Origin of the sequence: Paenibacillus sp. N3.4 (assembly GCF_008017805.1) — a bacterium.
Lineage (GTDB): Bacteria > Bacillota > Bacilli > Paenibacillales > NBRC-103111 > Paenibacillus_E.
The window spans coordinates 39,827-57,522 of sequence record NZ_VRTT01000038.1 but is presented as its reverse complement, the minus strand read 5'-3'; the positions used below and the strand labels follow the sequence as shown (position 1 = coordinate 57,522).

At 43.8% G+C, this 17,696-nt stretch carries 13 protein-coding genes and 1 pseudogene; 3 read left to right on the top strand and 11 right to left on the bottom strand.

Annotated elements, in window-relative coordinates; translation table 11 throughout:
• Nucleotides 1-157: 157 nt before the first annotated feature.
• The 5 genes and pseudogenes from FU659_RS19395 to FU659_RS39355 form a co-directional block, all read right to left on the bottom strand.
• Nucleotides 158-2,716, bottom strand: a complete 2,559-nt coding sequence (locus FU659_RS19395; protein WP_147949084.1) for a LuxR C-terminal-related transcriptional regulator — start codon at nucleotides 2,714-2,716, stop codon at nucleotides 158-160.
• Between the two features lie 39 nt (nucleotides 2,717-2,755).
• On the bottom strand, nucleotides 2,756-4,480 hold the full coding sequence (locus FU659_RS19390) for an AAA family ATPase (RefSeq protein WP_397356087.1): 1,725 nt from the start codon (nucleotides 4,478-4,480) through the stop codon (nucleotides 2,756-2,758).
• Nucleotides 4,377-4,592, bottom strand: a complete 216-nt coding sequence (locus FU659_RS38905; RefSeq protein WP_147949082.1) for an S-layer homology domain-containing protein — start codon at nucleotides 4,590-4,592, stop codon at nucleotides 4,377-4,379. The genes FU659_RS19390 and FU659_RS38905 overlap by 104 nt, the downstream gene beginning before the upstream one ends.
• Nucleotides 4,592-4,780 (bottom strand): S-layer homology domain-containing protein, encoded by a 189-nt coding sequence (locus tag FU659_RS19380; protein WP_222708584.1) that lies wholly within the window; start codon nucleotides 4,778-4,780, stop codon nucleotides 4,592-4,594. Before FU659_RS19380 ends, FU659_RS38905 begins: the two co-directional genes overlap by 1 nt.
• Before the next feature lie 245 nt (nucleotides 4,781-5,025).
• Nucleotides 5,026-5,166: pseudogene (locus FU659_RS39355) on the bottom strand (IS3 family transposase); the annotation flags it as partial.
• A gap of 97 nt (nucleotides 5,167-5,263) precedes the next feature.
• Here FU659_RS39355 and FU659_RS19375 point away from each other — a divergent pair.
• Both FU659_RS19375 and FU659_RS19370 read left to right on the top strand, forming a co-directional pair.
• Entirely contained in the window at nucleotides 5,264-5,590 is a 327-nt protein-coding gene (locus FU659_RS19375) for a TetR/AcrR family transcriptional regulator (protein ID WP_147949080.1), read from the top strand.
• A gap of 24 nt (nucleotides 5,591-5,614) precedes the next feature.
• The gene (locus FU659_RS19370; RefSeq protein WP_147949079.1) at nucleotides 5,615-6,817 is read left to right on the top strand and encodes an MFS transporter; all 1,203 of its coding nucleotides are present in this window, start codon (nucleotides 5,615-5,617) and stop codon (nucleotides 6,815-6,817) included.
• Between the two features lie 497 nt (nucleotides 6,818-7,314).
• Here FU659_RS19370 and FU659_RS19365 read toward each other — a convergent pair whose 3' ends face one another.
• The 6 genes from FU659_RS19365 to FU659_RS19340 form a co-directional block, all read right to left on the bottom strand.
• Nucleotides 7,315-8,487 (bottom strand): TULIP family P47-like protein, encoded by a 1,173-nt coding sequence (locus tag FU659_RS19365; protein ID WP_147949078.1) that lies wholly within the window; start codon nucleotides 8,485-8,487, stop codon nucleotides 7,315-7,317.
• A gap of 38 nt (nucleotides 8,488-8,525) precedes the next feature.
• Nucleotides 8,526-10,079 (bottom strand): TULIP family P47-like protein, encoded by a 1,554-nt coding sequence (locus FU659_RS19360; protein ID WP_147949077.1) that lies wholly within the window; start codon nucleotides 10,077-10,079, stop codon nucleotides 8,526-8,528.
• A 34-nt stretch (nucleotides 10,080-10,113) separates the two neighbouring features.
• Complete coding sequence (locus FU659_RS38370; protein ID WP_147949076.1) at nucleotides 10,114-10,677, bottom strand: TULIP family P47-like protein; 564 nt, start codon at nucleotides 10,675-10,677, stop codon at nucleotides 10,114-10,116.
• Complete coding sequence (locus FU659_RS38365; protein ID WP_147949075.1) at nucleotides 10,674-11,378, bottom strand: TULIP family P47-like protein; 705 nt, start codon at nucleotides 11,376-11,378, stop codon at nucleotides 10,674-10,676. Before FU659_RS38365 ends, FU659_RS38370 begins: the two co-directional genes overlap by 4 nt.
• 215 nt (nucleotides 11,379-11,593) lie before the next feature.
• Nucleotides 11,594-15,982, bottom strand: a complete 4,389-nt coding sequence (locus FU659_RS19345) for an AAA family ATPase (RefSeq protein ID WP_222708583.1) — start codon at nucleotides 15,980-15,982, stop codon at nucleotides 11,594-11,596.
• A 38-nt stretch (nucleotides 15,983-16,020) separates the two neighbouring features.
• Nucleotides 16,021-16,500, bottom strand: a complete 480-nt coding sequence (locus tag FU659_RS19340; protein WP_147949073.1) for a TnsA endonuclease N-terminal domain-containing protein — start codon at nucleotides 16,498-16,500, stop codon at nucleotides 16,021-16,023.
• Between the two features lie 492 nt (nucleotides 16,501-16,992).
• Here FU659_RS19340 and FU659_RS19335 point away from each other — a divergent pair, with 492 nt between their 5' ends.
• Nucleotides 16,993-17,646: an MBL fold metallo-hydrolase gene (locus tag FU659_RS19335; protein ID WP_147949072.1), complete on the top strand. Its 654-nt coding sequence runs from the start codon at nucleotides 16,993-16,995 to the stop codon at nucleotides 17,644-17,646.
• Nucleotides 17,647-17,696 lie beyond the last annotated feature (50 nt).

Here is a 17,696-nt window from a genome sequence, read left to right as displayed (position 1 = left end):
CAACCTCCTCATTAATTTCTACCGAACGATTACACAATATTACATCCGAAGATCAAGTATATATCCTACACGTAACTCAACAGTACTAACGAAAGTTAGTTGCGCAAAAAAAAATAAGCCAATAATAGAGCAGTTGTCCGCTCCAATTATTGGCTTATCATTTATTCACGCCATATATCTGGTCCAATAATCCCATTCCCCTTGCGCGCGCAATTGCCTGAGCTCGTCGTTTCGCCCCAAGCTTACCGTATAAGTTGAACACGTAACTCTTGACCGTACCTTCCGTTAACCCAAACCGATAAGCGATTTCCTTGTTAGACAAGCCATCCGCCAATGCGTACAACATTTCCATTTCGCGGGTCGTCAGCGTTTCGACGAACAGCAGCGAATCTTGAACAGACAATGTGGAAGGACTAACGATATCGTTTGAATCTCTAATCTGTTGACGCCAATGATTCAATGATCTCACATACACCATTCGGGCGATCATGAGATCTAGCACCTCTAGTGTCTTCGTAGAGAACACGCCAGCGAGGAGGTTATTCTCCAAATACAGAACGGACGACCGCGACTGTCCCGGAAAAAGAATCGGCATACAGAGGATGGATAGCGGGAGACTGCGATGAGCATAGGCATCCGTCGTAAATAGGCTACGCGAAGCATCGCCCTGCACAACCGGTTCCCCAGTCCCGGCGACATAACGTACGATGGTCTCTACGAATGAAGCCTCATTCCGAACATCCTTATGATCGCCCGCTTGCTCCTCTATCGTAAAGCCCTCTTCGTGACTGGTTATCACGTATCCCTTCTCCGCACCCGAATAACGAATCGCCGATTCCAGGAAGCGATGCATGGCATCTTCGCCACTCCCCGTACTCGACCCTTCCAAAATTTGTTTAATGAGCACATTATCGTCGCCGATTGTCGGTACCCTATCGCGCTCCTTCGCAAATCCAGCTAATCCTTCAGCCACCATTCCGTCTTCTTGCGATTGCGATTGGGCGCCTGAGAACCGTAGACCTGGGTAATCCTCTCGCAACCTTTGTGCCTTTCGCGAAGCCCCCCACGCCGAATAAGCAACGCACGCATCCGCCATCAACACGTCCGCTCCGTTCCGGCTTCCCGCTTCCCGATAGAATATGGAAGCTCGTTCGCAAGCGATCGCCTCCATCAACCTGTCTTCTAGGCTTTGCGCTTCACGGATCGCATCTTCGTACCCTTTGGCGGCAGCGACCGAATTCCCTTCAATCTTATGCAACTCGGCCGAGACGAGCAAGCAGACCGAAGTGTTCTGTCCATAGTATCCGGACCATTGCTTCATGCCCCGCAATAACTTCCTCAATCTGGCCCGAATGCCTGTACGTTCCTCCGTTGGCGCCTCGGCATATCTAGCGGCAAGCGTAAGCGCATGATAAACATGTTGCTTACGAGCTTGCAACCAATTCTGTCTGGCGGTATTGAACTCCCCTTGTTCTATCCACTCCAGAGCTTCCTTGTACCGTCCGAACAAATAAGCGACTTCTATTTTACACGTATAAATATAAGAAACTTCGTTATTCATAGTCCCCTTGTATCCATCATTCTGCACCGGCAATACAACTTCCTCGTCCTCGCCGCTGCCCCCCTGCAATTGGGCGATATACCATCGCGAGATTCGAAATGCGTTCTTCGTGACTTCATCCAGAAGCTGCCTTGTCACATCTTCGTAGTTCGTTATCCGTGCAGACAAGGTATGCAAATCTCCAGTGTGGGTAATCGCGCACGTAAACGCCACTAAGCTAACAAAGACCAAATTCGCGGATTCCATTCCATAACGCATCGATTGCTCGAAATACACGATACTTTCTTCTGGTTGGTGCAGTAGTCCAGCGATTCCCCTAAAATAGCTCAACTTGCATAACAAATCCGTACTTTCGAAAGATGACGCTATTCGGAAAGCAGCATCCATGCACTGACGGCTTATTGGGACAGCAACGCTCTTATTCCCAAGAATAATGACACCGTAAACCGCAAGGATATACGCAAAAGCCTCGCTACTACCTTTTTCATGCTTCAGGCTTAATCGAATGAATCTGGAAAATAACACGACAGATCGTTCAGAACTTAATGAAAATACCGATGTCGATATCGCCATGACCAGATTGGACATTGCAAGGTCATGGGGATCGTCGCTTGGCACAAGCTCTGGTTCGTTAAGCATGTTAGTCATTGCGATTTGCACCAGGCGCATTTCTTCCTTGATTAGGGCATTTGGGGGGTTCTCCGGCACCAGAAATCCGATTTCCTCAAGCGCCTTGAATCCAATAGCCACGGCTGTTCGATCTTTTTTGAGATAGGCATACATGGGGATTTGAATCAGGTAAATACGGGAGCGCTCAACCACGCCCACGGTGCGGAGCAGTAGCTGATCGAGCAACTCTTCCGCGCGGTGGACGCTTCCGCACATATATTCGCATACGGGCAACTCCAGCATTAACCGATACGCTAGCGAATGCTGCCCCTGCTCCTCATTCTCGACAAGACGCAAGCCTTTCTCAAGGAAGTTCTTGGCGGAGGCAAAAGCCGTGGACGCTTTCGACTTCAAAGCAGCTTGGAGATTATATGCAGCTAACTCCCGCTTTTCCGCTTGACTTTCCATTCGTTCGCTGCCTAAATTCAAGTGGTAAACCCGATCAAATATCCCTTCGTCCCAGCTATCCGATGTAAGGCTACTCATGGAACGTCCGATCTTGAGGTGCAGATCTGCTTGTTGCGTTTAGTGAACCGTCTGATAAGCGGCCTGCTGCACTCGGTCATGCAGAAAAGTATAGTAAACTTCGTCTGTATCCGCTTCGTTGGAATCATTCTCCTGCGAGATTAACCCTTCTTCCTCGACTACGCGTAAAAGCCGGTTCGCATAAATCATAGAGTGCCCGCTTGCCACAGCGACCGCCGACAATCGGAATCGATGCCCGATAGCCGCCGCTACGGCTAGCAGTTCAATGGTATCGGATGGCAGCATGCGGATACGAGTACCGACTAAAAGCAGAATGTCAGGATCTTCGGATATTTGCTTAACTACTGCTGTATCCCAGGCCCAATTGGATTTCTCCTCGTCATAATATAGTTTTTTTTCACGGTACAAACTGTCCAGAAAACGGTGTAGATAGAGCGGGTTACCACCTGTTCGGTGGTATAAAGACTCCGCTAACATTCGGATGCGAGCGGAATTTTCCTTAACGATATGCGATACGAATTGTCTAACGTCGATATAGGTCAGAGGATCGAGCGCAATATGCTGCACACTAAGCGAAGTTGAAGTCTTATGCCGCGGGAATGAATTTTCTATCCATGCGGTTGCCGTTGCTCGGGGATCTTCGGTCGCTATCTGGTGCGGTGCTGCCTCTTCCCGGAATGCACCTAACAATAATAAACTATGTAAGGTGGGGTCTTGTGCAACCGTACGAAGGGCATCCATCGTAGCAGGATCCGCCCATTGTAGATCGTCCAGAAAGAGTACAAGGGGATGTCCGCTGTCCGCAAATACTTGTATGAAAATAGGAAGCAGCAGACGGAAACGAATGGCCGCTTCTGCAGGACCCAGCCGTTCTACCGAAGGAAGATTACCAAGGAGCTTCTCCGCTTCCGGTAATAGTTGTGCAATAACACCCGCTCCGCGGCCTAATGCCTCCATTAACCGTACTTTAAGTCTTGCGATGGATTCTGGAGATTCGCTCCACACTTGCCAAATCAATCTTCGAAGCGCTTCTAGGATCTGCGAGAACGGAATATCCCGATTCATCAGATCGCATTTGCCCGCAATGAAGCGGCCACCTGTCCGTATAACAGAACCTTGAAGCTGATGAACGAGCGCGGTCTTACCGCTACCTGCCCCTCCAGACACCATTACAAATGCGCATCCGCCGGCACGAGCCTGTTCCAGAGCTTTGGAGAGCTGAACCTCCTCCGCCTCGCGTCCGAAGAGGCTATTCGGGAGCTGAAAGCGGCTGTCATCGTCTGCACGGGCAATCTCGAAGGGAACAATTCCACCTGTCTCTTCTATAGAAGAGACACACCGTTGTAAATCGACTATCACACCGTGAGCGCTCTGATAGCGTTCCTCGGGCATCTTCGACAAAAGTTTCATAATCATACCTTCGAGAGGGCCCGTAATTTCCGGACGTAGCCTGCTCAGAGGAATTGGCATCATTGCAAGATGGGCATGCACCCATTGTTCCTTACTCTGTGCTCGAAATGGCAGGCTCCCTGCAAGCATTTCGTATAAAATCATCCCTAAAGCATATAAGTCGCTACGCCTCTCCGGGCTACGATTGATCCTGCCCGTTTGTTCCGGAGAAAGGTAAGCGTAATCAGTTATTCGAATATCGGTAAGCTCGTTAAGCTTTCTCTCTAACTGAATTAGAACGCCTGCCGGGTTCAAATTCCCGATAATCGTATCCCGTTTGTGGTAGGTATAGACCACATTCGTCAGTGAATGAATCATCGGTTGCACCTTTTACGATACCCATATTGGATAACGTATCAATCTCAGCCTCAGCCCAGTGACCTAAAACATCCTCGAACTTAGCGTCTTTTACTAATGTAGTGTTCATTACTTTGAGAGCATAACCACTATTTCCGCTCTAGATATTATCTGGTTCGGTTTGAATGTTCCGTCCTCGTAGCCATTGATAATACCACTAGCTTTTAATGTAGCAATCGCATCTGCCGCCCAGTGCTCTTTGGTGTCCTTAAAGCTGGGTGCACCTTCTAACGTTAAACCAAGTGCTTTGACTAACATCGTCGCAAATTCGGCTCTAGTAACTGTAGCATTCGCATGGGATGAACCATCTATAATCAAGGTAAATGCGACTCATAATCACTGCGTTCTCACCAACAACACACTCCACATGTGTGGAGTGTGGAAAAAATCAAAATAAAAAAAGGCATCTCTGCCGTTTTCTCACCAATCTCTTATGGAAAATAGGGGGATCAAACCCCTGACCTCTTGCATGCCATGCAAGCACTCTCCCACGCAAGCTAATAATACCCTTCATCTATAACAATATATGTGATATCGGAAAGCCATTTCTCACATGGTTTTCTTGTTTCAAATTTTTGTTCCAGAAGGTTCTCGAATATGAGCAGATTATGCTTAGAATTCATTGTTGCTTTGTATTTCTTCACCTCTCGACCTTAATCACTGAAAACAATTTACAATTGCATTAAAAAATTAAATTCAATAATAAAACTGACGAACGTTCGTTAATATCAAGGTGATTGTATTGAAAAGGGAATTAAAGACGCAGCTTTACAATTTTTTGCAATTCATGGGTATGAGGGAGCATCTCTGTCTCAAATTGCCGAGAATGTTGGTATGAGAAAACAGTCTCTCTATGCTCATTTCAAAGGGAAAGATGATCTATTTCTACAAGTTTTACAAGATGCCAAAGTCATCATGGCAGATGCAACCTTCATCCCTACTCTTTCCTTCTTAGGTGTAGTTGATTCAATCATGTTAGAGCTTGTATATGGTAATAATGAAAAACGTTTAAATGATAAATTAAATGCCTCATGGACCGTATTTTGGAGAGGTATTTCACAGCTATGATTTTACAGAGAGAGGTATTACTTCATGAAGAAACCATTGAAAGAACAAAAAATAGTCTTACTCATTCTATTAAGTAACATATTCATTGTTTTTCTAGGAGTCGGACTGATCATCCCTGTTATGCCATCCTTTATGAATATTATGCATTTATCAGGCCAAGCGATGGGTTATCTTATGACGGTCTTTGCGTTCGCACAATTACTCATGTCTCCCCTGGCAGGACGATGGATTGACACTTATGGCAGAAAGAAAATGATCATAATCGGCTTATTCATCTTCAGTGTATCAGAGGTGATCTTTGGTTTAGGTACACATGTATCCGTTCTTTATTTATCCAGAAAATTAGGGGGCACTAGTGGTGCATTTATTATGCCAGCCGTTACTGCCTATGTTGCAGATATTACCTCAATAGAGGAAAGGCCAAAAGCGATGGGCTATATTTCTGCCGCCATTAGTTTCGGTTTTATTATTGGCCCAGGTATTGGAGGTTTTATTGCTGAGCTGGGTGTGCGTGCCCCATTCTACTTTGCTGGTGGCTTCGCATTAATAACATGTATTTCATCCCTATTTATTTTAAAAGAGCCACTAACCAAACAGGAGCTTTTGGAAATCACACAGCTTAAAAAAGATACAAACTTTGTAAGAGATATCAAACGATCATTTCATCCATTATATTTTATTGCCTTTATTATTGTGTTTGTACTGGCCTTTGGTTTATCAGAATATGAAACTGTATTTAGTCTGTATTCTGATCATAAATTTGGTTTCACTCCACGAGATATTGCTACCATTATTACACTAAGCTCAATTTTCGGGGTTGTTGTTCAGGTCTTTATGTTTGGTAAAATGGTAGATAAACTCGGTGAAAAGAAACTCATCCAGATATGCTTAATCACTGGCGTAGTATTAGCGGTAGCATCCACCATGATCTCTAGTTATTTAGCCATTTTACTAACAACTTGCTTCATCTTTCTCGCATTTGACTTATTACGACCAGCATTAACGACCTATTTATCAAAAACGGCCGAAAAAGAACAAGGATTTATCGCTGGAATGAACTCAACATATACAAGCTTGGGCAATATCGTCGGGCCCGCGTTAGCCGGTATATTATTTGATGTAAACATCAATTATCCGTATCTCTTTGCTGCTGTCATTATGTTTATTGGTCTTGTCATTACAATGATGTGGAAAGAAAAACAATCAGCTAGCAGCTTAGCAAAATAATGTAAGAGCATTCTCAATTTTGGAGAACTTCATACATTCGTAGTCAATGTGAAGGGAATAATAAGGTTAACACAAAGAAAAAGCAGCTCGCCCTCTAATGGGGAACGACCTGCTCAAGCTGTCGAGAAAGTCTCGACAGCTTTCTTTATGCCTTATTTTTTAACACAACACCGGATAAGTAAAGGGATGTATGAATCCTGATTATAGGCTGACGAAGCCGTCTCGAAGTGGACTTTTAGCGGTAGACGTCGTGCTCCTCCATTTGATGCTTTTCCTACGAAGCCAATTCACCCATTACGTACGCGCAGACTGAACCCCTGACCTCATCGCTGCCAGCGATGCGCTCTCCCACCATTACCTGTTTCACTCCCACGAGTTAATTAAATAAAGAGCGAATATTAGTTTTAGTGTCCAACTGAGACTGTAGAAAGCAAAACCAAAATGTTACTTTTGTGACAGCTCCATTACTATGGATTTATTTTTATTCTGCTTCTTGATTATCCTTCCTCCATATACTTTTGGATGACTGTGTCCACAATAGCTGTAATGTGATCAACATCTTGATCTGCAATACTAGTCCCGGCGGCAGCATTGATGCCGTAAGAGATTTCAGGATCCCTGCTTTCTATGAAACTTATCTGTTGTTTAGTAGGATCAGTGTCAAAAGAGAGAGCTTCATAAGTAGTTATATCTATATCAACATCAATATTTTCCCGTATATTAACATTGATTCTTACAAGTGTCTGTACTTCATTTGCTACTATTTTTGAGTCAAGTAATGCCACCTTCGGATTGAATGAAGTATCATTTATTGAATGATTGCCAAACCTGTTTGCTAATTTAGGTAAATATGCCTTCTCCAATATTTGATGCTCTCCAAGCATGAGTAAAGATTTTTTGTTTTCCGGAATTTCGGTTAAGGGTATTCTGTGATTCAGGCCATCGGAAGATTTATTTTCGGTCATGCACAATAAACCTAAATAACTGGTGCTGTCATCCTCTCCTTCCTTATAAACACAGGTTGTAGAGGTTGGCTTGAGCCATTCTTCAGAAGACAAAAGTCCTGTATTTTTTATAGCCAGAATATTGGAAAACTCAGAATTATTATTTTTTAGCCAGATTTCAATGGTGTGGAACAGTATACTTCTTACAGTTTCATTTACACCACAATTTTCCGGTGACTGAATAGAAATAACTTTTATATCCTGTGAAGCATTTTCTTGTGATAATTTTTCCAAATCTACTTGTGCACGAACCGATAAGCTATCAATAGCTATTGATTTACCATTAATAATAATCTCGCCTTGGGCGATAGGTATTGTCATATTCACAAAACTGCCATAGCCGCCCCTTTCTATTTGCCATGTACCAAAGCTTCCATTAATTGTTGCGGAAAGTGCAGTATCATCATCGTCAAAGCTGCACTTGAAATGGGCTGGTGAAGTGCGGTTTTCTTGAATTCTTTTATTCAATTCAGAAATGCGTGTAAGATGAACCATATCCCAACCTGCTGTGTTTGCAGGGATCACACTCATAGGAGTATCATCATTTGCTGTTTTGACTGTATTTGATACTTTATATTTTGATATTAGCATTTCATTTATATGCGGCATATGAAAGGTTACCGGCATATTGATAGGATGCAATAACAACTCGTTCTCGTTTGACATCTTTCATCCTTCTTTCTTTTATATACGATGTGGCAAGCTTACAGCGCGAAGCCAGGATCTCCGCCAAATTGAAGAGCACCATTGAGCTGTGCGGAAGTCAATTTGAACTCTGTTTTGGCAGTAGGCCAAACGATAGGGCCAGTTGCTGCTTGGATCACAGGATTTATGGAAGGCATACTTTCAGCGACCCCCTTTGCAATAGTTTGCAGGACGACACTGAGCAGCAATGTTATCAATACGCCTACGAAAATAGCTATCGTACAAACTATAAGTTTTATAGTAAGATCACCCACTACATATCCAACAAGAGAAGCGTATACAGTTGCAATTAAACCAACTATTACTGTGGTTACGATTACCCAAGTAGCTGTTTCTATTGTATGCATACTTTCTGTAGGCCTCGATGCCTTAAAGCCTATAGTCTGAGTCCCATCCGGCTTATTAACCAATTCAATGGTTTGATAAGTTGTCGTACTTACTACTGCTTCTATACCTGGTGAAAATACAATGCGAGCTTTGATCTTTGTAATAATCTCGTGCTCATTTACTGATATATTAAAGCTTTCTGCATAAGGAGTATAATATATGGCCCCATATTTTATTGGTTTTATTTTTAGTATTACACCGTCTTTATTACTAATTTCAGTCTTTCCATTGATCAATTGGAAGTTATCAACTGATGAATCAACAAATACTGTAGGAACTCCAGGAAGCATAGATTTTTCTAGAAACAGGCTTCTACTTATCAGGAAGCTCGCTCTGCTGTCGGGTGCGATAGCTGAGGGGGATAAGGCATGTGTAAGACCTTTTCCCGAGCGTCCGTCTGTCATACAAAGTACAGCGAAAAAGCTTTCGTCAGGATCCGGATTATCACTATATGCATAGCTGGTATAGGTTGGCTTTAACCATTTAATATCTTCAGTATGCAGGTTAATATTTACAGTTGAAAAAATATGCTCAAACTTCTTAATGTTAGCATTAAACCAATCCCTGAATGCTCCTTGCAGTAATGCATCACTTGCAGGCTTATCAGCACCATGAGGGAATAGAAAAGATACTAGGAAAACGATTGGTTCTTCGTCTGTGTGATCTGTTTTAAGCTTGAGATCATGCTTTGAGCCTACTTCTGATACTGATTGAGGTATCTGATTCGGGAAATAGGCAAGCTTTATATTAATAACTGCGTTACAATTGTTTAATGAATATGTTTTATTTGGTGTAGTGTAGGTACCTTTGGTAATAGGTATTTTCATATGTAAGTTTTGCCCATCACCGCCTCTACTGATAGCCCAGTCGCCGAATTCCCCGTCAATTGAAACTTCAATTCCAAGATCAGGGTCTGTCGTGGTTTGCGTAAATGTCTTCGGCGAAGCCTTCTTTGCCACAATAGCATTATTAATATCAGGTACTCGGATTGCATATACGGTGTCCCAACCAAGTGTGTCTGCAACCACAGTACTTACACTTTTGTCACTGCTTAACAGCATTGATACGTCATTAATGCCCTGCTCAATTCTCAGTTTTTCGTTCAAATGCGGCAGCGTAAAGCTGATTGGCATACTTCTGGAACTTAACACAGTTGTGTTAACCATAATCTACCTTCTTTCGTTATTGGTCTTATAGTTATTAAATATTTCCTTTAAGATAGTAGCAGTTATCAAGACCTGCATCCGTGACCTGCATCGCATTATTTACTCCCGTCCAGTCAATAAAAGGAGGCGGCGAAGTAGCAAAGCTTTGGCTGCCACTCTGCAGTGTTTGAGCAATACTGTCGGCAATGATTTTAACAACAATACGTACAATTATTCCTACAATTAAATTTAGCCACAACAAATACCATGGAATATCTTGACTGTAGTCATTTCTGGGGTCCGGGTCCTCGTAGAAAGCTATACTGCTTGTAGCAGGATTAAATTCGCTATTATTTTTAATTTTTATGGAGAAATTCATCGTTATATTTGCATACAAATCACAAAAACCATCTACGCTTGTTTTTAAATCTCCTCCCTCTATAGTCATATTTAAATGGGTTATCCGCGGGTAATAGGTAATTAATCCTGCGGTTACAGGAGGTGTTCCCAAGCTGCCACTATTTACAATACAGTGATTGGAATTCATGTAAAAACCATCAGGTCTTGAGCCAGGGTACATGGATGGCAACATCGGCATAATGATATTTTGCAATATCATATCTTTGATATCAAATATGCGGCATTTGCATTCTCCGACATCATACTTGGATCAACAAGAAGAGGAAGCCCGCTCATATCTCTGTCCGTAGTTACAGAAAGGATGGAAAGATAGCCATTTCCTTCTTGGCTCTCAACATATGCATAGGTACATTGTTTAGGTGATAACCAGGTATCTGTACCAGGCTTGACATAATTTATTTGTGCAAAAACATAGCTGATTATTGATGCGCGTTCTACCAAATATTTTGCAACTAACCATAGTACAATATTTTTTGCTGTTTCACTCAGGCAACCGGCCCTATCTATAACTGTGACTGGGGAGACTGCACCTTCTTTCTTGCTTCCGATAGCGCCAAGCTCAGAAATATTAAACATCAGTTCGTGCTTCGACGGGTCGATATTGGAAGGAAGAAACTGCAAGGAAACCTGAACAATAACATCGACATTTGATATTTCTTTAGAATTTGAGTTGATTTGCAGCATACCGTTTACGATGGGGATTTTTAAGTGAAGAAGCTTTCCTGAGCCTCCTTTGACGATTTCCCAAGGTGCTAAATTACATTGAATGTGTGAATGCATGCCTTCAATTTCGGTAGAATAGTCAATTAGTTGTGGAAGTGTGTTCATGTTTTCAGCAAGAACTGAATTAACACGGTTAATATTAATACTGTAGACTGTATCCCAACCGTATGTCTCCATAAACCCTCCTTTAAGATCAGTTAATAATTGGACATCGCTTCATACATTCTCATGAATACTTCCTTCTAGCCATGTGTACTTTTCAAGATTAAGTATATCTCCTACGTGAAACTCAAGGGTACTAACGAAAGTTAGTTCCGCGCAAAAAAAATAAGCCAATAATAGAGCATCTATCTGCTCCAATTGTTGGCTTATCTTTTATTCATTCCATTTATCTACTCTAATAATCCTCTTTCCCTTGCGCGCGCAATCGCCTGAGCTCGTCGTTTCGCCCCAAGCTTACCGTATAAGTTGAAGACGTAACTCTTGACCGTACCTTCCGTTAACCCAAACCGATAAGCGATTTCCTTGTTAGACAAGCCATCCGCCAATGCGTACAGCATTTCCATTTCGCGCGTCGTCAGCGCATCGACAAGCGGCAGCGAATCTTGGACAGGCAATATGGAAGGGCTAGCGATATCGTTTGAATCTCTAATCTGTTGACGCCAAAGGTTGAATGATCTCACATACACCATTCGGGCGATCATGAGATCTAGCACCTCCAGTGTCTTCGTAGAGAACACGCCAGGGAGGAGGTTATTCTCCAAATACAGAACGGACGACCGCGACTGCTCCGGAAAAAGAACCGGCATACAAAGGATGGATAGCGGGAGACTGTGATGAGCATAGGAATCCGTCGTAAATAGGCTTCGCGAAGCATTTCCCAACACAACCGGTTCCCCAGTCCGGGCGACATAACGTACGATAGTCTCTATGAATGAAACCTCATTTCGAACATTCTTATAAACGCCCGCCTGCTCCTCTATCGTAATGCCCTCTTCGTGACTGGTTAACACGTATCCCTTCTCCGCACCCGAATAACGAATCGCCGATTCCAGGAAATGATGCATCACATCCTCGCTATTTTCCGTACTCGACCATTCCGAAATTTGTCTAATGAACACATTCTCATCGCCGATTGTCGGTGCCCTCTCGCGCTCCTTTTCAAATCCATCTAATCTTTTAGCCACTATTCCGTCTTCTTGCGATTGCGATTGGGCGCCTGAGAACCGTAGATCCGGGTAATCCTCTCGCAACCTCTGTGCTTTTCTTGAAGCCCCCCAAGCCGAATAAGCAATGCAGGCATCCGCCATCAACACGTCCGCTCCGTTCCGACTTCCCGCTTCCCTATAGAATACGGAAGCTCGTTCACAAGCAATCGCTTCCATCAACCTGTCTTTTTGGCTTCGCGCTTCGCGGATCGCATCATCGTACCCTTTGGCGGCAGCGACCGAACTCCCGTCAATCCTGTACAACTCGGCCGAGACGAGCAGGCAGACCGAAGTGTTCTGTCCATAGTATCCGGACCATTGCTTCATGACCCGCAATAACTTCTTCAGCTTGCCCCGAATGCCTGGGCGTTCCTCGGTCGGCGCTTCGGTATATCTAGCGGCAAGCGTAAGCGCATGATAAACATGTTGCTTGCGAGCTTGCAACCAATTCTGTCTGGCGGTATTGAACTCCCCTTGTTCTATCCACTCCAGGGCTTCCTTGTACCGTCCGAACAAATAAGCGATTTCTATTTTACAGGTATGGATATGAGAAACTTCGTTATTCATAGTCCCTTTGAATCGATCATTCTGCACTGGCAATACGACTTCCTCGCCCTCGCCGTCACCACCCTGCAATTGGGCGATATACCACCGCGAGATACGAAAAGCGTTCTTCGCGACCTCATCTAGAAGCTGCCTTGACAGATCTTCATATTTCGTTATCCGTGCAGACAATGTATGTAAATCTCCAGTATGGGTGACCGCACATGTAAACGCCACTAGGCTAACAAAGACCAAATTCGCGGATTCCATTCCATAACGCATCGATTGCTCGAAATGCGCGATACTTTCTTCCGGTTGGTGTAGTAGTCTAGCGATTCCCCTGAAGTAGCTCAGCTTGCATAACAAATCCGTACTTTCGAAAGATGACGCTATTCGGAACGCAGCATCCATGCACTGACGACTTATTGGGGCTGCAACGCTCTTATTTCCAAGAATGATGACACCGTAAAACGCGAGGATATACGCAAAAGCCTCGCTACTTCCTTTTCCAACCTTCAGGCTGATTCGAATGAATCTGGAAAATAACACGAAGGATCGTTTATTACTTAATGAAAATACCGATGTCGATATCGCCATGACCAGATTGGACATTGCAATGTGATGGGGATCATCGCTTGGCACAGGCTCCGGTTCGTTAAACATGCTAGTCAATGCGATCTGTAACAGGTGCATTTCTTCCTTGATCAGGGCATTGGAGGGTTTCGCCGGCAGAGGAAATCCGATTTCCTCAAGCGCCTTGAATCCAATAGCAACGGCCGTTCGATCTTTCTTGAGATAGGCATACATGGAGATTTGAATCAGGTAAATACGGGAGCGCTCGACCATGCCTACGGTGCGGAGCAGTAGCTGATCCAGCAACTCTTCCGCGCGGTCGACGCTTCCGCACATATATTCGCACACGGGCAGTTCCAGCATTAAACGATACGCTAGAGAATTCTGCCCCTGCTCATCATTCTCGACAAGACGCATGCCTTTTTCCAGGAAATTCTTGGCGGTGGCAAAAGCCGTGGAAGCCTTCGACTTCAAAGCGGCTTGGAGATTATAAGCAGCTAGCTCCCTCTTCTCTGCTTGGCTTGTCATTCGTTCGCTACCCAGATTCAAGTGATATACCCGATCAAATATCCAATCGTCAGGGCTCTCCGATGCAAGGCTGCCCATCGAACGTCCGATCTTTAGATGTAGATCTGCTTGCTGTGTTTCGTGAATCGTCTGATAAGCGGCCTGCTGCACTCGGTCATGCAGAAAGGTGTAGAAAACCTCGTCTGTATCCGCTTCACTGAAATCATTCTCTTGTGAGATTAATCCCTCTTCCGTGACTACACGCAAAAGCCGTTTCGCATGAGTCATCGTGTGCCCGCTTGCCGCAGCGACAGTCGACAGTCGGAATCGATGCCCGATAGCCGCCGCTACGGCTAGCAGTTCAATGGTATGGGATGGCAGCATGCGGATACGAGTACCGATCAAATGCAAAATGTCGGGGTCTTCCGGTATTTGCTTAACTACTGCTGCATCCCAGGCCCAATTGGATTTCTCCTCGTCATAATACAGCTTTTTTTCACGGTACAAACCATCCAGAAGACGGTGTAAATAGAGCGGATTCCCACCTGTGCGGTGGTATAACGACTCCGCTAACAACCGAATACGAGCCGAATTTTCCTTAACGATATGTGATACGAATTGTCTAACGTCGATATAGGTCAGAGGATCGAGCGCAATATGCTGCACGTTAAGCAAAGTTGAAGTTGTATGCCGGGGGAATGAATTTTCTATCCATGCGGTTGCCGTTTCTAGGGGATCTTCGATCGCTATCTGATGCGGCGCTGCCTCTTCCCGGAATGCACCTATCAATAATAAACCATGTAAAGTGGGGTCTTGTGCAACTGTACGAAGGGTATCCATCGTAGCAGAATCCGCCCATTGCAGATCGTCCAGAAAGAGTACAAGGGGATGCTCGCTGTCGGCAAACATTTGTATGAAAATAGGAAACAGCAGACGAAAACGAATGGCCGCTTCTGCAGGACCCAGCATTTCTACCGAAGGAAGTTTACCAAGGAGCTTCTCAGCTTCCGGTAAAAGTTGTGTAATAACACCCGCTCTGCGGCCTAATGCCTCCGTTAACCGTACTTTAAGTTTTGCGATGGATTCTGGAGATTCGCTCCACACTTGCCGAATCAATCTTCGAAGCGCTTCCAGTATCGATGAGAACGGAATATCCCGATTCATCAGATCGCATTTGCCCGCAATGAAGCGGCCACCTGCCCGTATAACCGAACCTTGAAGCTGTTGAACGAGCGCGGTCTTACCGCTACCTGCCCCTCCAGACACAATGACAAATGCGCATGAATCGGCACGAGCCTGTTCTACAGCTTTGGAGAGCTGAACCTCTTCCGCCTCGCGTCCGAAGAGGCTGTTCGGGAGCTGAAAGCGGCTGTCATCGTCTGCACGGGCAATCTCGAAGGGAACAATTCCACCTGTCTCTTCTATAGAAGAGATACATCGCTGTATATCGACTATCAAACCGTGAGCGCTCTGATAGCGTTCCTCGGGCATCTTCGACAAAAGTTTCATAATCATACCTTCGAGAGGGCCCGTAATTTCCGGACGTATTTCGCTCAGAGGAATCGGCATCATGGCAAGATGGGCATGCACCCATTGTTCCTTGCTCAGTGCTCGAAATGGCAGGCTCCCTGCAAGCATTTCGTATAAAACCATCCCTAACGCATACAGGTCGCTGCACTTCTCAGGAGTACGATTGATCCTACCCGTTTGTTCTGGAGATAGGTAAGCGTAATCGGTTATACGAATATCGGTAAGCTCGGCAAGCTTTCTCTCTAATTGAATTCGAACGCCTGCCGGGTTCAAATTCCCGATAATCGTATCCCGTTTGTGGTAGGTATAGACCACATCCGTCAGTGTTAGGGCGATTTGCAGAAAAGAAGAAATATCGATTGTAGTCCCATTCATCAACTTCCGTAATTCGATTCCTTCTATTGGTGGAATGTTGTCCAATCCTCCTTCGTGACCCATTCATATTTATATAAATACTATTATTGACTCTTTATCATTCTACCATTAATTATTAATAATGTAGATCGTGATGGGGTCGTGTACGGACCTGACGCGGAACATGACTTTGAGCAGTGCTTATCCGATAGGGTTGACGTACTCCCTGCTCTTCTTGTCCAATCTGATGAGAAGAGCTTTCCCTCGTTCGGGCGGTAATTAATCGATAAAATGAAAAATTCCCCAATTGATTCCTTGCTCTTCGAAAAAAGTTTTTCGATTTGAAAGAGTTCTAGGGTTCTTGGGGTTAAATCACTAGGAACCTTGACCGTTCTAACAATATCTTCTAAGCCTTTCCCAGTTTCAATTGTGATCATAAAGTCAGTCGTTGTTATTATAGGCTCATTATCTTTATTTGCATGCTTGATATTTAGTTTTTCTGCAATTTCAATACTTCTTTCAATAGGAGTTAGAGGATACTGCTCTCTTATGTCAATAACACTATCTGACCAGCTTAATACCATTAGATAGCGACACTCTTCTTTGGACAGTGTGTGATGTATTCTACTTGTCTTCCATCCTAATTCCCTAATAAGGTATCCTTCTGAAGGAGCTTTATTATCACTAGCTTAAATGAAAGGCTTATAATCCTTCCCATATCCTTGACCTCGACCGTCCTTTAGTCTATTCATCTGCGTTTTGTGAATGGCACTACCTCTAGTCATCTTTCTTCCCCCTAAAATAAAATATGCGTTCACCCCATGGAGTGAACGCAGCTGTTAACTAAGGACATATGTCCTGTATATCTTGGTACTATCAAATCTCGCCAAAAATATTATTTTCTATACTTCATAACTATATTTGTCACCCAACACTTCAATGTCTTAAAGTAAGTAATTTATTGACAAATAAATAGGTTTCGTAATAATATATTTTTACGTACAAAAATTATTTTACATTTTATAAAATATATACTGTGATGTTTGATCTCTATGCTTAAAAAGGAGCTGAAAAACTTGGAAATTTCGAATGGAGTTCACATGCTTGAGCTGGACTTTCACGGGAATACAATCAACCCTACCCTTTTGTGGGATCAAGAAATGGCCGTGTTAATAGACACCGGATTCCCAGGACAAATAGAAGATTTAAGAATGGCTATGAAGAAGGTCGGAGTGTCACTCGACAAGGTAAAAATTGTGATTTTGACACATCAGGATATAGATCATATTGGAAGTCTACCTGAGATTTTGCGGGAGTGTGGCAGTAAAGTTCAGGTATACGCACACGAACTGGATAAACCTTATATCCAAGGGGAACTACCTCTTCTAAAAGACGGACAAATAAAAAATCCCCCCATGGGTAGGGTGGACAATACCTTAATCGATGGTCAGGAACTTGCATTTTGCGGCGGAATTCGAGTCATCCACACTCCTGGACACACTCCCGGTCATATCAGCCTATATTTGAGAAGAAGTAAAACTCTCGTTGCTGGGGATTCGATGTATAGTGTAAACGGAATGCTTGGAGGAATTCATGAGCCAACAACACTCGATATAGAGGAAGCTCGACTCTCGTTGAAAAAATATCTGGATTTTAACATTGAATCCGTAATATGTTATCACGGAGGACTAAGCAAGGGAAAAATTAATGATCAAATTCGAATATTATAGATTTTGAAGGATTTGGCCGCTAATAGGTGTATATATACAGCAACTAATGC

Excerpts from the sequence above, each read along its gene's own strand:
- FU659_RS19395 (WP_147949084.1), bottom strand. The coding sequence starts at position 2,716 with ATGAGTAGCCTTACATCGGATAGCTGGGACGAAGGGATATTTGATCGG.
- FU659_RS38905 (WP_147949082.1), bottom strand. The coding sequence starts at position 4,592 with ATGAACACTACATTAGTAAAAGACGCTAAGTTCGAGGATGTTTTAGGT.
- FU659_RS19380 (WP_222708584.1), bottom strand. The coding sequence starts at position 4,780 with ATGTTAGTCAAAGCACTTGGTTTAACGTTAGAAGGTGCACCCAGCTTT.
- FU659_RS19370 (WP_147949079.1), top strand. The coding sequence starts at position 5,615 with ATGAAGAAACCATTGAAAGAACAAAAAATAGTCTTACTCATTCTATTA.
- FU659_RS19365 (WP_147949078.1), bottom strand. The coding sequence starts at position 8,487 with ATGTCAAACGAGAACGAGTTGTTATTGCATCCTATCAATATGCCGGTA.
- FU659_RS19360 (WP_147949077.1), bottom strand. The coding sequence starts at position 10,079 with ATGGTTAACACAACTGTGTTAAGTTCCAGAAGTATGCCAATCAGCTTT.
- FU659_RS38370 (WP_147949076.1), bottom strand. The coding sequence starts at position 10,677 with ATGATATTGCAAAATATCATTATGCCGATGTTGCCATCCATGTACCCT.
- FU659_RS38365 (WP_147949075.1), bottom strand. The coding sequence starts at position 11,378 with ATGGAGACATACGGTTGGGATACAGTCTACAGTATTAATATTAACCGT.
- FU659_RS19340 (WP_147949073.1), bottom strand. The coding sequence starts at position 16,500 with ATGGTATTAAGCTGGTCAGATAGTGTTATTGACATAAGAGAGCAGTAT.